The 16,439-nt window shown below is 70.7% G+C and carries 21 protein-coding genes; 12 read left to right on the forward strand and 9 right to left on the reverse strand.

The features are described 5' to 3' along the window. Together VKV26_00005 and VKV26_00010 are read left to right on the forward strand one after the other, a co-directional pair. A partial coding sequence (locus VKV26_00005; GenBank protein HLZ68266.1) for a hypothetical protein occupies positions 1-499 on the forward strand: 499 nt, incomplete at its 5' end. Positions 500-719: 220 nt separating this feature from the next. Next, positions 720-1,277 (forward strand): helix-turn-helix domain-containing protein, encoded by a 558-nt coding sequence (locus VKV26_00010; protein HLZ68267.1) that lies wholly within the window; start codon positions 720-722, stop codon positions 1,275-1,277. A gap of 217 nt (positions 1,278-1,494) precedes the next feature. Here the strand turns inward: VKV26_00010 and VKV26_00015 are convergent, their stop codons facing one another. The 9 genes from VKV26_00015 to VKV26_00055 all read right to left on the reverse strand — a co-directional run bounded on the left by VKV26_00015 (position 1,495) and on the right by VKV26_00055 (position 8,332). Continuing rightward, positions 1,495-3,372 (reverse strand): DUF5667 domain-containing protein, encoded by a 1,878-nt coding sequence (locus tag VKV26_00015; GenBank protein ID HLZ68268.1) that lies wholly within the window; start codon positions 3,370-3,372, stop codon positions 1,495-1,497. After that, entirely contained in the window at positions 3,372-4,001 is a 630-nt protein-coding gene (locus VKV26_00020) for a sigma-70 family RNA polymerase sigma factor (GenBank protein HLZ68269.1), read from the reverse strand. Before VKV26_00020 ends, VKV26_00015 begins: the two co-directional genes overlap by 1 nt. Positions 4,002-4,304: 303 nt before the next feature. Continuing rightward, positions 4,305-4,787: a hypothetical protein gene (locus VKV26_00025; protein HLZ68270.1), complete on the reverse strand. Its 483-nt coding sequence runs from the start codon at positions 4,785-4,787 to the stop codon at positions 4,305-4,307. A 156-nt stretch (positions 4,788-4,943) separates the two neighbouring features. Beyond that, positions 4,944-5,729, reverse strand: a complete 786-nt coding sequence (locus VKV26_00030) for an ABC-2 family transporter protein (protein HLZ68271.1) — start codon at positions 5,727-5,729, stop codon at positions 4,944-4,946. Positions 5,730-5,732: 3 nt separating this feature from the next. Then, positions 5,733-6,368, reverse strand: a complete 636-nt coding sequence (locus VKV26_00035; GenBank protein ID HLZ68272.1) for an ABC-2 family transporter protein — start codon at positions 6,366-6,368, stop codon at positions 5,733-5,735. Between the two features lie 6 nt (positions 6,369-6,374). Beyond that, positions 6,375-6,530, reverse strand: a complete 156-nt coding sequence (locus VKV26_00040) for a hypothetical protein (protein HLZ68273.1) — start codon at positions 6,528-6,530, stop codon at positions 6,375-6,377. A gap of 236 nt (positions 6,531-6,766) precedes the next feature. Then, complete coding sequence (locus VKV26_00045) at positions 6,767-7,330, reverse strand: L,D-transpeptidase (GenBank protein ID HLZ68274.1); 564 nt, start codon at positions 7,328-7,330, stop codon at positions 6,767-6,769. 122 nt (positions 7,331-7,452) lie between these two features. After that, positions 7,453-7,908 carry a D-aminoacyl-tRNA deacylase gene (dtd, locus tag VKV26_00050; GenBank protein ID HLZ68275.1) on the reverse strand — a complete coding sequence of 152 codons (456 nt, stop codon included), beginning with the start codon at positions 7,906-7,908 and terminating at the stop codon, positions 7,453-7,455. A 106-nt stretch (positions 7,909-8,014) separates the two neighbouring features. Beyond that, positions 8,015-8,332, reverse strand: coding sequence for an FmdB family zinc ribbon protein (locus tag VKV26_00055; GenBank protein HLZ68276.1), 318 nt, complete (start codon positions 8,330-8,332; stop codon positions 8,015-8,017). Positions 8,333-8,638: 306 nt separating this feature from the next. On the opposite strand from VKV26_00055, the gene rpsB reads away from it, so the two are divergent. The 10 genes from rpsB to VKV26_00105 all read left to right on the forward strand — a co-directional run. Next, positions 8,639-9,472 (forward strand): 30S ribosomal protein S2, encoded by an 834-nt coding sequence (gene rpsB, locus VKV26_00060; GenBank protein HLZ68277.1) that lies wholly within the window; start codon positions 8,639-8,641, stop codon positions 9,470-9,472. A gap of 129 nt (positions 9,473-9,601) precedes the next feature. After that, positions 9,602-10,123, forward strand: coding sequence for an elongation factor Ts (locus tag VKV26_00065; GenBank protein ID HLZ68278.1), 522 nt, complete (start codon positions 9,602-9,604; stop codon positions 10,121-10,123). A gap of 86 nt (positions 10,124-10,209) precedes the next feature. Next, the gene (pyrH, locus tag VKV26_00070) at positions 10,210-10,965 is read left to right on the forward strand and encodes a UMP kinase (protein ID HLZ68279.1); all 756 of its coding nucleotides are present in this window, start codon (positions 10,210-10,212) and stop codon (positions 10,963-10,965) included. 46 nt (positions 10,966-11,011) lie between these two features. Next, entirely contained in the window at positions 11,012-11,569 is a 558-nt protein-coding gene (gene frr / locus VKV26_00075) for a ribosome recycling factor (protein HLZ68280.1), read from the forward strand. A gap of 101 nt (positions 11,570-11,670) precedes the next feature. Then, the gene (uppS, locus tag VKV26_00080) at positions 11,671-12,399 is read left to right on the forward strand and encodes a polyprenyl diphosphate synthase (GenBank protein HLZ68281.1); all 729 of its coding nucleotides are present in this window, start codon (positions 11,671-11,673) and stop codon (positions 12,397-12,399) included. 66 nt (positions 12,400-12,465) lie between these two features. Further along, positions 12,466-13,263, forward strand: a complete 798-nt coding sequence (locus tag VKV26_00085; protein HLZ68282.1) for a phosphatidate cytidylyltransferase — start codon at positions 12,466-12,468, stop codon at positions 13,261-13,263. Next, the gene (dxr, locus tag VKV26_00090) at positions 13,260-14,432 is read left to right on the forward strand and encodes a 1-deoxy-D-xylulose-5-phosphate reductoisomerase (GenBank protein HLZ68283.1); all 1,173 of its coding nucleotides are present in this window, start codon (positions 13,260-13,262) and stop codon (positions 14,430-14,432) included. Before VKV26_00085 ends, dxr begins: the two co-directional genes overlap by 4 nt. A gap of 23 nt (positions 14,433-14,455) precedes the next feature. Continuing rightward, entirely contained in the window at positions 14,456-15,682 is a 1,227-nt protein-coding gene (locus tag VKV26_00095) for a M50 family metallopeptidase (protein HLZ68284.1), read from the forward strand. Between the two features lie 136 nt (positions 15,683-15,818). Further along, complete coding sequence (locus tag VKV26_00100) at positions 15,819-16,121, forward strand: hypothetical protein (GenBank protein ID HLZ68285.1); 303 nt, start codon at positions 15,819-15,821, stop codon at positions 16,119-16,121. 22 nt (positions 16,122-16,143) lie between these two features. Continuing rightward, positions 16,144-16,439: hypothetical protein (locus VKV26_00105; GenBank protein HLZ68286.1), on the forward strand; the 296-nt coding region annotated here is incomplete at its 3' end.

Raw genomic sequence — 16,439 nt, forward strand, 5'->3', positions numbered from 1 at the left:
CGGCTGCCTCGGAACGGACACGGACTTCGACGGTGTGCCCTATCTGAACGTCTGGCCGGGCTCCGTGACGGATCGCAGCGCGGACGTGCGGCTGCACCCGCGGGCGGTCGAGTTCACCAGCCCGTTGTTCGGGCCGGCGAACAACCTGAAGCCGTTCGACCGCGTCGCCTTCGAAGCGGACCTGCCGCGCATCGAGTTCGCCACCAGCCCGGCCTGCAACCGCAGCACGGGGGCGAACTGCGTCAACCCGCCGGTGGGCGCCAGCTTCTATCCGATCTACACCACCGCGGGCGACGGCAACGGCTGCCGCTGGCAACTGGGTGGCGCCAACATTCCCGGCACGAAGGAGACCTTCGGCGGCACCTCGACTGCCGAGTACGGCCCGCTGCTGAGCCTGGCCTACACGGCACTCGGCGGCGGCGGCGCAGCGATCCATCGCTTCAACAACTTCCGCCAGGTGCTGGATCACAACCCCTGCGCCACGAGCGCCGGCGGCTAGCGCGCCACGCCCGCGTGGCAGCAACGCCGCGAGCGCCGCTTCATCCGTGGGTGAAGCGGCGCTCGCGGCCGTCCGGGGCTTGACTGAAGTAGTGGAGACTCACTATTATCCGGCTGCGGCGACTGGTCCCTGACGCGGCAAGGAGCGAGGCGTGGTTCAGGCGGACCAGCGACGGCCACGGGCGCGCAAGCAGCCGGCCGAGGTGCGACGGGAGACGCTGGTGGATGCGGCGGTGCGCGTCTTTGCGCGCACGCCCTATCGTGCGGCGGGCACGGCGGAGATCGCACGCGAGGCCGGCGTAACCGAGCCGACGATCTACCGGCACTTCGCGTCGAAGCGCGAACTGTATCTCGCCGCCCTTGCACGCACCTGCGCGCGGGTCAGGGAGGAGTGGGTACGGATCATCGATGCCGGCGGCCGCGCCGATCGCACGCTGATGGCGCTGGGCGCGTGGTATGAGCGCAGCCTGACGACCGATCCCGATCCGATCCGCCTGCGCATGCGCGCCACCGCCGAAGCGGAAGACGAGGATGTGCGCACGCTGCTGCGCGACGGCTACGCCGAAGTGCAGCGGCTGTCCCTGGGCGTGATCCGGCGCGGACAGGAGCAGGGCGTCTTCGACGCGCGCGCCGATGCAGAGGCGATCGCCTGCCTGTGGATGGGCATTGGGCAGGTACTCGATCTGAACATGATGCTGTACGGCGCGCCGTGCGATCCCGCGGGCGAAGCGGGCCTCGGCCCCGAGTTTCTGCGCCTGCTCGGCGTTCCGCGACCGTAGCGCCCGTCGTCCGATGGGCGGGGCAGCCGGCCCGGCGCAGCGCCATACCCCCGCATCGCGCGCGATGCTGGACGTCCTGGCTGCTCGTTCGCCGCGGGCTGCCGGGACGAGCCGTCGCCGGCGAACCGCCGACCACTGAACCAGCGCTGCGGCCACTCAGCCGTCGACTGCGGGCGCCGGTTCGCCGGCCGGATCGGCGGCAGCCGCCACCGGCTGGCTAATGGCCGCCGGCGCCGTTGGCGTTGCCGTTCGCATTCCCGTTGGCATGGCCGGTCGCGTTGCCGTTGGCGTTGCCGTTCGCATTCCCGTTGGCGTTGCCGTTGGCATTGCCATTGCCTCCGGTTGTCGCCCCTGTCGTGCCGCCGGTAGAGCCGCCCGTCGTGGTGCCACCCGTCGTGGTTCCGCCGCCGGTCGTGGCGCCCGTGGTGGTGCCGCCCGTGCTGCCTCCGGTTGTTGTTCCACCCGTCGTCCCGCCAGTTGTGCCACCGGTGGTCGTCCCGCCAGTCGTGCCGCTGGTGGTGCCGCCGGTCGTCGTGCCACCCGTCGTCCCGCCGGTGGACGTGCCGCTCGTGGATGCGCCGCCGGATGTTCCTCCGGTAGTCGTCCCACCACTCGTTCCACCACCAGCCGTCCCGCTCGTGGCCGTTCCGCCGCTCGTCCCACCGCCTGTGGTCAAGCCACCGGTCGTGCCGGCGGTGGCGGCGCCTCCGGAGGCGCCGCCCGCCGAGGTGCTGCCGAAGCCGGCGCTTGAGCCACCGGATGGGCTGCCGCCTGTCGTACCGCCGCCACTGTTGCCGTTCGCGGCGCCGCTGCCCTGGCCGCTGTTGCCACCCGCAGTGCCACCGGTCGGCCCGCTGCTCGCCGGCGAGGCCACGCGCGTGGGTGGTGCGGCTCCCTGGTCGCCTTCAGAGCCGCCCGGGCCGCCACCAGCCCGCGGTGTATGCTCGACCGCTGCCGTGGGCGCAACCGCCTCTTCCGGTGTCGGCGCCGCGGCGGGCTGGATGCGCGGAGGCCGGGCGACCGGCTGCGCGGCGGGCGGCGCCACCGGCGGCGCAGCCGATGCGGGCGCCGCGCGCCGGCCCTGTGGTGCGGTGGCCGGAGGTGAGGGCGAGCCGACTTCGCTGGCTGCCGTCGCCGGGGCGGGCGTTGCCGTATCGGGCGCGGCCGAGGCCGCCGTGGGCGCCGTGGTTGGTCCGGACGCCAGCGCGGTGGCCGCGGGCGCGGCGCTGGGCGCGCTGCTGGAACTGGCGGCGGGCGAGGCCTGTTGCGGGGTGGCCGTGTCCGCCTGTAGAGTCTGCGGCCCGGCTGGTGCCTCGGACGTATCCGCGGCTTCCGGCGACAACCCGGCCTGAGCGCTCGCAAGGGCGCTGCTCACGGCTGGCAAAGCCCCGGGCGGCGCCACCTGCTCGGCAGCCGCGAGCAGCGTGGCTTGCCGGGCGAGCTCGGCGCCAAAGCGTGCGCTCAACTGGGCGACATCGCCGCCGCGCGCCGCGATGGTGGCGATCCGCCCGCGCGCGGCGTTGATCTCCCGAATGTAGGCGTTGGCGGCCTCCGCCGCGGCGCCGATCCGACCTTTCGCCAGCGCCCGCTGCACCTCGTGCACCCGGCGGGTGGCCAGGTCGAGGTGCAACTGGGCAGCGGCGCTGTCGTCGCTGCTGGCGAAGACCTGGAAGCTCTCGATCGCCGTCTTCACCGGGTAGAAGGTATCGCCGGGCAGGCTGTCTTGCGCGGCGTAGACGGCGCCGCCGCCCATGCCCGCGATGAGCAACAGCACCAGCGCCGCCGCGGCGGGCAGCATCCAGGCGGGGCGGCCCGGCGCCAGCAGGCCATGAAGGAGCCAGCCGCGGCGCGGCGCCGCCGCCCGCAGCGCCCGCTCCTGGTGCATCTGCCGAATGAGTGCTGCGCGCGCCCGGATGCGGAAGGCGGGGTCGGGCGAGACATCCGGCGGCGGGCCGATCGCACCAGCGATCTCGGCCATCGCCTGCGGCTCGGCCCGTTCGGCGCCACGCCACGGGTCGGAGCCTTCGAAAACGAGATGGCCGCTTTCGATCTCGGCGAGGAACGACTCAAGCTGTTCAGGAGCAGGCTCAGGCATCAGCCGGCCACCTCCTGCCGCAGCAGCCGGCGCAGCTCGTTGAGGGCGCGGTGCTGAATCACGCGCACGTTGCCTTCGCTCTTGCCGAGCGCGCCGGCGATCGTCGCGTAGTCGAAGTTCTCCAGAAAGCGCATGGTCACGACGTGCTGCTGCTCGGGCTTGAGCCGCAAGACAGCGGCGCGCACGGCCAGGCGGTCGTATTCGGCCAGCACCTCGTGCTCGGGATTCGACCAGCGCTCGGCGGCCACCGGGTCAAGATCGAGCGCCGGCCGGTCCTTCGCCTGCCGGTAAAAGCTGACGATCAGGTTGTGGGCGATCGTCAGCAGCCAGGCGATGAACGGGGCGCCGGTGCGCTGATAGCGGGCGATCGCGCGCCAGGCCTGGAGGAACACCTGCTGGGTCAGGTCCTCCGCGTCGGCGCGGTTGCCCACGCGGTAGAAGACGTGGCGATAGACGCGTGTCAGGTGCAGATCGTAGAGACCGGCGAAGGCGGCGTCATCGCCGTCGATCGCGGCGTCGAGCAGACGCGGCTCCGCCTCGAGATCGGCGTACGCCCCGAACGGCGCGCCGGTCTGTGCGAGTTGCTCGCTCTCGGGCGGCACAGCGGTCAAATCGGCGCGCCTCTGCACGCTCCGTGCTTGCTCCTTCGCCGGTTCGCGCCAGAACAGGCGCGGCAGACACAGCAAGTATCGGCTAGTGGCGACGCATTCCATAATACCCTGCACGGGCGGTGGTCACGCCGAGCGGGCTGTGGCGCCGGTCGCGCCATCACCTGCTCTTGCCTGCCTGGAACGCTTCGCATCCGGATTCGTTACGCGACTTATGGCACGATCGAGATACAATTTTCGGCGGTCGCCGCTCGGCGCCGCCGGCGCTGCCGCGGCGGGGGGGTCGAATTGTCGCGGGCGCCGCGCGATCGGGGAGTGGCCCGATCAGGCTGGCGGGGCCGTGTACTCGGCGCCGGCGTAGCGTCGTGCGGCGAGATCGCGGGCAGCCGTGGCGATCAGGGCCTCGGCGGTTTCGCCCGCGCCGTCGAACACGCCCACACCGAAGTGCAGGGGCAGCGTCGCCAGCTCGCGCACGAGTGAGCCGGCGTCGCTGCGCACGTGGCCGGCGAGCCGCTCGCCGACGCTGTCGGCAAACTCCGGGTTGGCGCCGATCAGCAGCGCCGCGTAGAGGGTGGGGCCGACGCGGGCGACGAGGTCGCTCTGGCGCACGCCGGTGCGCAGGCTGTCGCCGACGAGATCGACGGTTTCGGAGGAGACGCCGGCCGGGCTGCCGTCGAGCGAGAGCAGGATGAGTACAAACGTATGCCCGCAGCGCTCCGCCTGCTGGCACTCTTCCAGCAGACGGCGATCCCAAAACAACTGCTCCGCCGCGGCGTGGGCCGCGGCCCGGCGATCCGATCGACTCATGCTGCGGCGACTCGCTTGCAGGGCCCGTGCCGGGCCCGCGTTCAGGCGTGCGCCGCCGGCGCAACGTACGCTCTGCCTCAAGGATCGCTGCCGCGCGGCGGGACGGGGATCCGGCGCTTCCCCTACGCCACGGACACAAACCAGTAACAGGTCGCCTCAGCCGCGCAGATCCACCAGGTTGCCGGACTGGTAGCGGCGCAGGCCGAGCTGAAAGACGGCGACCGCCAGCGCCAGTGAGCCGGCCGCGAAGGCGACAACGCCGGCGATCTCGGCCGGTTGCGGCCGGCGCAGCAGCGCCACGGGCAGATGGCTCAGCGCCCCGGCGGGAATCAGCGTGAAGGTGAGCAGGCGCACCCAGTCGCGGAAGACGCCGCCGGGGTAGAGCGCGAAGTTCGTCAGCGCGTTGCCCGCCTGCTGCGCGGCCGCCTCGGCGCCGCCGGTCCAGAAGGCGAGCGAGCCGGTCAGCACGCCGTAGGCGACGAAGATCGTGCAGCCCGTGGCCGAGAACAGCGCGAAGAGCAGCACCCGCCCTGGCGAGGGCTGCCCGGCGAGCAGAAAGACGAGCACGCCGAAGGCCGCGTCGCCCCAGGCCGAGGGCCCCATGCGGCTGACCAGCGCGTGCAGCAGCGCGTCTTTGGGCAGGGCCAGGTAGTAGTCGAGCTGCCCCTGCATGATCAGTGTGGCGATGCGGGCGCAGTTGCCGAAGATACCGTTCGCCAGCCCGAACGAGGTGGCGACCACCGCCCAGATCAGCAGCTCGTCCGAGAGGCGCCAGCCGGCGACGTTGGGGAAGCGCAGGAAGAAGATCCACCAGAAGACGGCCACGATCGCATTGTTCGCCATCATGCCCAGCACCTGCGAGAGGAAGGCCGCGCGGTACTCCATCGCCGCCGCGAAGTTGAGCGCGACGTAGGCCCGCACGAAGCGCAACTGGCGCAGCATCGTTCAGCCCCCGTTCACGTTCACGCGGCGCACACCGCCGCGGTAGATCAACAGCGCCACGCCGCCCAGCGCCAGCAGCCAGGCGAGCTGCGTGAGCAGCGTGCCCGCGGCGAGCCGCAGATCGAACTGCGCCGAGAGCCGCGCCGGCGCGTAGGCCAGGGCGCTGAACGGCAGCCGCTGGGCGACGGCGCGCAGCGTGGACGGGAAGAGGCTGAGCGGCAGATAGAGCCCGCCGAGCACGAAGGTCAGCTTCTGGTAGATCCAGTAGAAGGCGTTGGTGTCCTCGAACCAGAAGGCGAGCAGGCCGATGCTGAGTCCCACGGCGAAGTGCAGGCAGATCGCCAGCAGCGCCGCCAGCGCGATCACTGGCCAGGCGGCCGCATTCGTCGGCGGCGGGCCGGCGAAGACGAGCGCCAGCGCCGCGCCGGCGAGGAAGTTGGCCGGCAGCGCCAGCAGCACCCCGCCCAGGTACTGGGCGAAGTGGAAGAGCGGATACGAGTACGGCTTCGCCAGCGTGTAGGCCAGCTCGCCGCTCTTCACCTGCTGGTCGATCAGGTCGGAGACACGCGCCACGCTCAGCACGATCGTCTCCGTGATCACGAGGTACCAGACCATGCGGCGAAAGTCGTAGCCGGCGATGCTGCCCTAGCCCGAGACGCGGAAGGTCACGGACCAGAGCTGGATGAAGACGAAGATCACGACGAGCATGAATCCCGTGCGGGCGAAGGTCTCCAACGGATAGGCCAGCGCGCTCTGCGTCGTGGTCAGCACCACCGCCGCATAGGTCCGCAGCGTACGCATCGCCGCCCCCTCGTCTCACCGCTCGCACCGTGCGTCGGTTTCCCGATCGTGTATCCCGACATGGTACGCCATAGCGGCGGCGCGCGGCGGCCGGCGACGCGCGCCGCCGCGCTCGGAGGAAGCGAAGACATCAGAGGAAGTGAGTGTGTTCGTCCGCGATCCTGAAGGCACAGAGCTACGCCGGGCCGCCGCGGCCACGAACAACCTGGCAGACCCTACACCCTGCGCCCTGCGCCCTATGCATGAATGTTGACCAGGTCGCCCACGCCGACCCAGCTCCACATGAAGTGGGCGTCGGATTCGACCATGCCGACGCAGCCGTGGCTGGTGGGCGTGCGGCCGAAGACGGAGAGCGGGCGCCAGTAGTTGTCGTGCAGCGCGTGGCCTTCGTTGGTGAAGTACTGCGTCCAGAGCACGTGGTCGAGGTCGTAGCCGTCCGGGCTGTCGATCGGAATGCCGATGCCGGCCGAGGTCATCGTCTCGTCGGCCACGCGGTAGAGGATGCGGAACTGGCCCCGCGGCGTCTCCCAGCCGGGCATGCCCGTCGTCACCAGCACCACGCGTACGATCTCGCCGCCGGACATGGCGCAGGCCGCCTGCTGCGAGAGGTTCACGTCCACCCAGTGCTCGCCGGGCGCGATGTTGGCCGGGATCGGCACGGTGATGATGTCGTTGGGGTCGTCGTCAGCGCGGGCGCCGCGCAGCGAGGCGGCGAGCGCCAGGCCGGCGCCGGCGAAGACGGGAATGCTGCTGAGGAAGCGGCGGCGGTCGATTCGCGCGCGGAGGCCGGGTTGCCGCATCGCTGGCTCCTTCGCCAGGTGAGATGGCTGGCACAGCCGGGTGGGGAGCAACGCGGGGCCGCGCCGCTCCCATTTGTCGGCTATCGTGCCGTGACGGTCAAGGCGCGTGGGAATAGCCTATGTCACGACGATTCGCGGGCGCGCGAGTCGAAGATCAGCGTCACCGGGCCGTCGTTGACCAGCGACACGCGCATCTTCGCGCCGAACATGCCCGTCTGCGCCGGCACGCCGCGCTCGCGCAGCAGCGCCGCCACGCGCTCGACCAGCGGCGCGGCGATCTCGGGCGGCGCAGCGGCGGTGAAGCCGGGCCGGCGGCCGTGGCGCGTGTCGCCCAGCAGGGTGAACTGGCTCACGACCAGCGCCGCGCCGCCGACCTCGGAGACGCCACGGTTGAAGCGGCCCGCCGCGTCGGCGAAGATGCGCACCTCGGCCAGCTTGCGGGCCGTCCATTCGGCGTCGGCCTCGCTATCGCCGGCGGCCACGCCAAGCAGCACGAGCATGCCCGGTCCGATCGCCGCGATCTCGCGGCCATCGACTTCGACGGAGGCACGCTCGACACGCTGCAGAACGGCGCGCATGGTTACCCGATCGCTGGCCGGCGGCGCCGTCTGCAGCGGCCCGCGGGCAGGGTTGCCAGAGCCGGCGTGAGCGGATGCCAGGCCGAGGGCTCGCGGCCCGGTGGTCTCAGTCGGCCGCGGCGGCCGGGGCAGCCGAACTGGTGGACGAGCTGGACGAGTCGCTCGCGGCCGGTGCGCCGGATTCGGCGGGCTTCGCCGCCTCGCTGCTCGCCGCCGCGGGCTCGCCGCGGTCGGTGCCGGCGCCGCTCTTGCGGCTGTCGGTGACGTACCAGCCGCTGCCCTTGAAGACGATCGCCGGCGGCGTCAGCACGCGCCGGGCCTCGCCCTGGCAGACGGGGCATTCCTGCACCGACGGGGCGTTGAAGCCCTCGCGCTTTTCATACTGATGCCCGCAAACGTTGCAGCGGTAGTCGTAACGCGGCATCCGCGTCCTCCTGGACCGTTCCGGTGGCGATGGCCGGGGAATTCGCGGCGGCTGCCGCGAGACGAATCCATGACAATTCTAGGCGATTTAGCACTCTGGTGCAATTGCTGCTAATAATTGATCACATTATCAAACCGTTTCCCGGCTTGCCGGCGCCGTGCGCCCGTGGTAGCCTGACAGGCGGATACAGACCGAACAGCGGGCGTCTGCCGCAGCGCCGTGATGGCCTGCGGCAAATTTGCGGCGCCTGGAGTGCGGCGCGGCCGGCAAGCGGCGGCGCCGCGCGAGCGAGAGAGGAAGCGCAGCATGCCACCACAAATCTCGATGAAGCAACTGCTTGAGGCCGGCGTACACTTCGGCCACCAGACGCGCCGCTGGGATCCGCGCATGCGGCGCTTCATCTTCACCGAGCGCAACGGCATCCACATCCTCGACCTGCAGCAAACGGTGACGCGCCTGAACACGGCCTACGACTTCGTGCGCGATCTCGTCGCCGGCGGCGGCACGCTGCTCTTCGTCGGCACCAAGAAGCAGGCGCAAGAGGCGATCGAGACCGAGGCGAAGCGCTGCCACATGCCCTATGTCAACAACCGCTGGCTGGGCGGCACGCTCACCAACTTCCAGACGATCCAGTCGCGCATCGACCATTTGGTGCGGCTGGAAGAGGCGAAGGCGCGCGGCGAGTTCGACCGGCTGCCCAAGAAGGAGATCGGCCAGCTCGACGAAGAGATCGAGCGGCTGAACCGGCACTTCGGCGGCGTCAAGGAGATGACGCGCCTGCCCGTCGCGCTGTTCATCGTCGATACGCCCAAAGAACACATCGCTATCACCGAGGCGGTGCGGCTGGGCGTGCCGATCGTGGCGATGTGCGACACGAACAGCAACCCGGACGTGATCGACTACCCCATTCCTTCCAACGACGACGCGATCCGCGCCGTCAAGCTGATCACCGGCCGCCTCGCCGACGCCGCGCTCGAAGGCGCCCAGGCGCGCGAGTACGCCGAGCAAGAAGGGCTCTCCGCCAACCTGGAGGGCATGGACGTGAGCGCCACCTTCAGCGCCTCGCCCGACGAGGAGCCGCCGGCGCCGGCGGACGCGGCGGGCGAGGAAGAAGCGCAGAGCGCCGAAACCGAGTCGTAATCGCTGCCGCGGCGCGGCGGCATTCAACCCGGGCAGCAGCGCCCCACGCGGAGGGCACGCTCCGCGCGGGCGGCGCACGGCCTGTGCCGCGCACCCGTCGCGCGGCGGACTGGAGAGGAAACGAGAGCGATGGCAGTGTCGCCCGACATGGTTAAGAAGCTGCGCGACGAGAGCGGCGCCGGCGTGATGGCCTGCAAGAAGGCGCTGGAGAAGGCCGAGGCCGAGGGGCTGAGCGGCGACGCGCAGTGGAAGCGCGCCACGCTCATCCTTGAAGAAGAGGGCGCCGAGAAGATGGCGCGACGCCAGGACCGCGAGGCGTCGCAGGGGCTGATCGAAGCCTATGTGCACGGCGGCCGCATCGGCGTGCTGGTGGAGCTGAACTGCGAGACGGACTTCGTCGCCCGCAACGAGGCGTTTCGCACGCTCGCGCACGACGTAGCGCTGCAGATCGCGTCGATGAACCCGCAATACCTGGACGCGAACGAGATTCCGGCCGGCGAAGAGGGCAAGCCGGAGGAGCTGGCGCTGCTGAGCCAGCCTTTCATCCGCGACTCCGGCCGCACGATCGCCGATCTCGTGGCCGAGGTCAGCCGCACCACGGGCGAAGTCGTACGCGTGCGCCGCTTCCAGCGCTACGAGCTGGGGCAGTAGGGAGGGTTGGCGGTGTCGGGTGCAGCGGGCGCCGCAACAGCGCCGATCGCGTTTCCACACCCCACGCCCTACCCGAAGGGATAGCCATGCCGGGACCGGCTTACCGACGAATCGTGCTCAAGCTCAGCGGCGAGGCCCTGCGCGGTGACGCGGCCTACGGCATCGACAACGATGTGCTCCACCTGATCGCACGGCAGATCCAGAACGCCGCCATGCTCGCCACCGAGATCGCCATCGTCGTCGGCGGCGGCAACATCTGGCGCGGCGCCGCGGCCAGCGAGGCGGGCATGGAACGGGCCACCGCCGACTACGCCGGCATGCTGGCCACGGTGATCAACGCGCTCGCCCTGCAGTCGGAACTGGAGAAGATCGGGCTCGTCGTGCGCACGCAGACGGCGATCAACATCGCCCAGGTGGCCGAGCCCTACATCTACCGCCGCGCGATCCGCCACCTCGAAAAAGGGCGGATCGTGATCTTCGCCGCCGGCACCGGCAACCCCTACATGTCCACGGACACGGCTGCCGCCTTGCGCGCCGTCGAGATCGGCGCCGAAGTGCTGCTGATGGCGAAGAACCGCGTGGACGGCGTCTACGACGCGGACCCGAGTAAAGTCCCCGGAGCGCGCAAGTTCCAGCGCGTCAGTTACAGTGAAGCCCTGGCGCGGCGCCTTGCGGTGATGGACAGCACGGCGCTCGCCCTGTGCATGGAGAACGATCTGCCGATCATTGTCTTCGACCTGGCCGCCGAGCACAGCATCGAACGCGCCGTGGCCGGCGAGCAGATCGGCACCTTCGTCGGCGGCAAGGAGACGGTGCTCGTCGAAGGCAGCTCCGTGGCGTAGCCTGAACATGGGCGCCGGGCTGCGGTCTGTGTGCGTGAGGTGAACTGTGATTCAGGATGTCATGGCCACCGCCAAAGATCACATGAACAAAACGGTGGAGGCGACGCGGCGCGAGCTGGCCTCGATCCGCTCCGGCCGCGCCAGCCCCGGCCTGGTCGAGCACGTGCGCGTCGAGCTGCACGGCGTGCCCACGCCGATCACACACATGGCCACGGTCAACGCCCCGGAAGCCAGGCTGCTGACGATCCAGCCCTGGGACCGCAGCACGCTGGGCCTGATCGAGAAGGCGATCCTGAAATCCGACCTCGGCCTCAACCCCAGCAACGACGGCGCCATGATCCGCCTGCCGATCCCGCCGCTCAACGAGCAGCGCCGCAAAGAGCTGGTGAAGATGGTGCACGCCCGCGTCGAAGAGGGGCGCGTGGCCGTGCGCAACATCCGCCGCGACGCCTCCGACGGGATCAAGAAGCTGGAGCGCAACAAGGAGATCTCCGCTGACGAGGCCCGCCGCGTCCAGGATCAGCTGCAGAAGCTGACCGACGGCAGCGTGGGCGAGGTGGATAAGCTGGGCCAGCAGAAGGAACAGGAGCTGATGGAGGTCTGATGCCTTCCACGGCGGCGCCCAGCAACGGCACTCGCTCGGCAGCAGCCGGCAGCGAACCCTCTGCGGCGGCCGGCGCCGCTCAGCCATGGGCGGAGTCGGCCATGCCCCGGCCGGGCGCTCCGGCGCCACGCCACGTCGCGATCATCATGGACGGCAACGGCCGCTGGGCGAAGCAGCGTGGCCTCTCGCGCAAGGCCGGACACGACGCCGGCGCCGAGAACCTGCGCCGCGTGATCCGCCATATGGCCGAGGCCGGCGTCGAATGCCTGACGCTCTACGCCTTCTCCACCGAGAACTGGAGCCGGCCGAAGCAGGAGGTCGGCTGGCTGCTGCGCATGCCCGGCCGTTTCATCAAGCGCGAGCTGCGCGAGCTGCACGAGAACGGCATCCGCGTGCGCCACCTCGGCCGGCTGGACCGGCTCTCGCGCTCGCTCCAGAAACAGGTGCGCGAGGCGGAGGCGCTGACGGCCGGCAACACACGGATGACCGTCTGCATCGCCTTCAACTACGGCGGCCGCGCCGAGATCGTGGACGCCGTGCGCGCCCTGGTCGCGGACGGCGTGCCGGCCGAGACGATCGACGAGGCCGCGATCGCCTCACGCCTCTACACCGCCGGCCTGCCCGACCCCGACCTGATCGTGCGCACCGCCGGCGAGATGCGCCTCTCCAACTTTTTGATGTGGCAGAGCGCCTACAGCGAGTACTACGTCTCCGACGCCTACTGGCCGGACTTCGACGAGCACGAGGTCGAGCGCGCCCTCGCCGCCTTCGGCGGCCGTGAGCGCCGCTTCGGCCGCGCCCCCGAGCAGGAAGCCGGCGAGCGCGCATGATCGCGCGGAGCGCGATGCGAGACAGGTGTCATCGCGGTCCGCGCGAGATTGAACGAAGGTAGCGGCGTGCTGCTGCCTCGCTTGCTCACCGCCGCCGTGGGCCTGCCCGTCGTCATCGCGCTGGTGCTGATCGGCGGCATACCCTTCGCCGTGGCGCTGGCACTCTTGCTCGCCGTCGGCGTGTTCGAGTTTTGCCACGCGGCCGGCTACGGCTCGCGCCGGCCGGAGGTCTGGCTCGGTGCGGCGCTGGCGGCCGCGCTCGTGCCGGCCGTGTACGGCAACACCGACCTGCGCGCCGGCATCCTCGCCGCAACCGCCATGCTCGCCTTGCTCGCGGCCGTGGCGCGGGCGGACGTGACGCCGGACCAGCGACCGCCGATCTGGCTGGTGCTGCCGGCGGCGATGCTCTGGATCGGCTGGCTGGGCGTGCACCTGCTGCTGGTGCGGCGGCTGGCGCAGGGCGGGCGCTGGCTGTTGTTGCTGCTGCTCGCCGTCTTCGCCACCGACACGGGCGCCTACGCCGTGGGACGGCTGCTGGGCCGGCACAAGCTGGCGCCGCGTGTCAGCCCGGCGAAGACGGTCGAAGGCGCGATCGGCGGCATGCTCTGCGCCGCCGGCGCCACCGTGGCCCTCAACTATCTGCTGGGCCTGCCGCACAAGCCGATACTGATCACGGCGCTGGGCGTGGCGATCGGCCTTGCCGCAGAGCTGGGCGACCTGGCCGAGTCGGCGGTGAAACGGCGGCTGGGTGTGAAGGATATGGGCCGCCTCTTCCCTGGCCACGGCGGCGTGCTCGACCGGCTGGACAGCATTCTCTTCGCGGGGGCGGTGCTATACTACATCGTGCGATGGGCGATTCTGTGACGGGCGTCGCAATCCTCGGCTGCACGGGCTCGATCGGGACGCAGTCACTGGATGTGCTCGGCGCCCTGCGCGATCGCTTCCGTGTCGTCGGCCTCGCCGCGGGCCGCAATCTCTCCCTCTTCCAGCAGCAGATCGATCAGTGGCAGCCCGCGCTCGTCGCCTGCGAGCGCGAAGGGGACCGCGCCGCGCTCGCAGCGGGTTCGGCGCACTGGGCCACGCTCGACGAGATCGCCACGCATCCGGATATCGCCATCGTGATCGTGGCCACGACCGGCAAGGTCGGCCTGGCGCCGGCGCTGGCGGCGCTGCGCGCGGGCAAGGCCGTGGCGCTGGCCAACAAAGAGGCGCTGATCATGGCCGGCGGGCTGCTGCAGGAGGCCGCGACGGCCGGCGGCGGCAGCCTGCGCCCGGTGGACAGCGAGCACAGCGCGATCTGGCAGTGCCTCTGGGGCGAGCGGCCCGAAGACGTGAGCCGGCTGATTCTCACGGCGTCGGGCGGCGCCTTCCGCGATCGCTCGCTGGACGAGCTGCGCACGGTGACGCCGGAGCAGGCGCTGCGCCACCCAACCTGGCAGATGGGGCGCAAGATCACGGTCGACTGCGCCACGCTATTCAACAAGGGACTCGAGGCGATCGAGGCGCGCTGGCTGTTCGACGTGCCGCTGGAGCGCGTGGCGATCGTCATGCACCGCGAGAGCATCGTGCATTCGCTGGTCGAGTTCAGCGATGGCGCGATGAAGGCGCAACTCGGCCTGCCCGACATGCGCCTGCCGATCCAGCTTGCCCTGACCTACCCGGAGCGGCTGCCGGTGCACGGCGCACAGGCGCTGGACCTGGCCGCGGCCGGCGCCCTGCACTTCGAGACGCTGGACATGAACCGGCTGCCCTGCCTGCGCCTGGCGCTCGAAGCGGGGCGGCGCGGCGGCGCCTACCCGGCGGTGCTGGCCGCCGCGGACGAGGTCGCGGTGGCCGCATTTCTCGCCGGCGAGATCGGCTTCACCGCGATCGCGGGCGTGATCGAAGAGACACTGAGCGCGCACCGTGGGGGCGCGGACGCGGATCTTGCCGCTATCCTCGAAGCGGACGCCTGGGCGCGCGAGCACGCGGGCCGCCGAATCCGCGTCCACGCCGAGGCCGAGCCGGCAGCGTCGCGCTCGCCGGCGCGGTAACGCAGCGGGATTAACGCATTCGCATGTTCACCACACTGTTTGATTCGATTGTGCCCTTCGCCGGCATCCTCGTGCTGCTGGTTGTGCTGCATGAGATCGGCCACTTCGTCACGGCCAAGCTTGCCGGCGTCGAAGTGCTGGAGTTCGGCATCGGCTACCCGCCGCGGCTCTGGGGCAAGAAGATCGGCGAGACGGAGTACACGATCAACGCGCTGCCGCTGGGCGGTTTCGTGCGCATGCTTGGCGAAACCGACGCCGAGGAGGTGAACACAGCGCAGGACGGCCAGCGCGTGGGCGCGATGAACACGCGCGCCGCCGTGCGCTCCGGTGTGGAGAATCCGCGCACACTGGCCGCCAAGCCGCCGGGCATCCGTATCATCGTGCTGCTGGCCGGCGTGTTCATCAACGCGCTGCTGCCCGTTGTCTTCTTCTCGATCAACTACATGGTGCCGCAGCGCATCTCGATCGAGGGCGCCAGGATCGAGCACGTCTCGCCCGACACGCCCGCCGCGCGCGCCGGCCTGCAGCCCGGCGATGAGATCCTCTCGATCGACGGGCGCAAAGTCCAGAACATCGGCGACGTCTCGAAGCTGATCCAGCTCAACCAGGGCACGACGATGGACTGGACGGTCCGGCGCAACCGCGAGGTGCTGGTGGTTCACCCCTATGCGCGCTGGTCGGTGCCGAACGAGAAAGACCCGGACACGGGCCAAATCGTGAAGCAGGGGCCGACGGGCATCAAGATCGGCCCGGCGCGCAGTTGCCAGATCTTCAGTCCGGACGGCAAGCGGGCGCTCTGCCCCGACAACCTCTACTCCAAGGCCGAGTCGTACAACCCGATCCAGGCGGTCGGCTACGGCCTGCGCGACACCTACGACACGATGGTGCTGGTGAAGAACCAGGTCGTGAGCTGGTTCGCCTCGCGCAGCGCGCCGACGGTGCAGGGGCCGGTGGGCATCGCCCAGGCCACGGGGCAGATCGTCAAAGAGGCGGGCTGGGTTTCGCTGCTGAACCTGGCGGCGCTGCTCAGCCTCAACCTGGCGATCGTCAACGCGCTGCCGCTGCCGATGCTGGACGGCGGCCGCGTGCTGTTCGTGGTGATCGAGCTGCTGCGCCGCGGCAAGCGCATTGCGCCGGAGAAAGAGGCGCTGGTGCACCTCGTCGGCTTCGCGCTGATCGTCACCTTCGTGATCGCGATCACCTTCGTGGACATCATGCGCATCGCCAACGGCGACAGCGTGGTGAAGTAGGCCGCTGTTCGGCCCTCACCGCATTTCACATCCCCCTCTCCCAATCCTGGGCGAGGGGGACTCTGTGTCGCGCCTTCAGCCCCGATCCCCGCCGTAGATCTCCCCTTCCCCTAGAATTGGGGGAAGGGGCTGGGGGATGGGGGCCGCGCCGCTCTTCTTCGCGCTTGAGCTGCTGCTCTGGCTGTGCCTTGGCCTCGCCGGCTGGCTGGCGGCGACGCTGCGGCTGCGGCCGCGCGCCAGCCTGCTCGCGCTGCTCGCGGCGCTGATCGCGGCGCCGATCGGCGGGGCGCTGCCCGGGCTGCTCGGCTGGGACACGTGGCCAGGCCTGCTCTGCGGCCTGGCGCTGGCGCTGGTAGGCGCTACGGCGGCGGCGTGGCAGACTATGAGGCGGCTGCCCGCGCCGGCAAACCCGCTGCACGATGCCGCCCGGCGCCCGTAACACCTGCCGCTCCGAGGTGCCGATGGACGTCAAGGTCGCGCTCTCTACCATGTGGGCGCAGCAGGATCGCTTCGCCGCCGAGATGGCGCCGTTCGCCGAGCTGGCGGCCGCCTCCGGCTACACGCACGTCGAGGTCAGCCACGCCACGGAGGAGCGCGGCCTGCGCCAGCTCATGGCGCAGCCAACGCTGCCGCTCAGCAGCCTGCACGCGCCCACGCCGCGCGAGCGTACAGCCAACGGCCGCTGGAACACGGATCTGAACCTCGCGGCCGAGGATGAAGGCGAGCGCGCCGCGGCCGTCGCCGCCACGCTGCGCAC

The sequence above is a fragment of the Dehalococcoidia bacterium genome, from assembly GCA_035310145.1.
GTDB lineage: Bacteria > Chloroflexota > Dehalococcoidia > CAUJGQ01 > CAUJGQ01 > CALFMN01.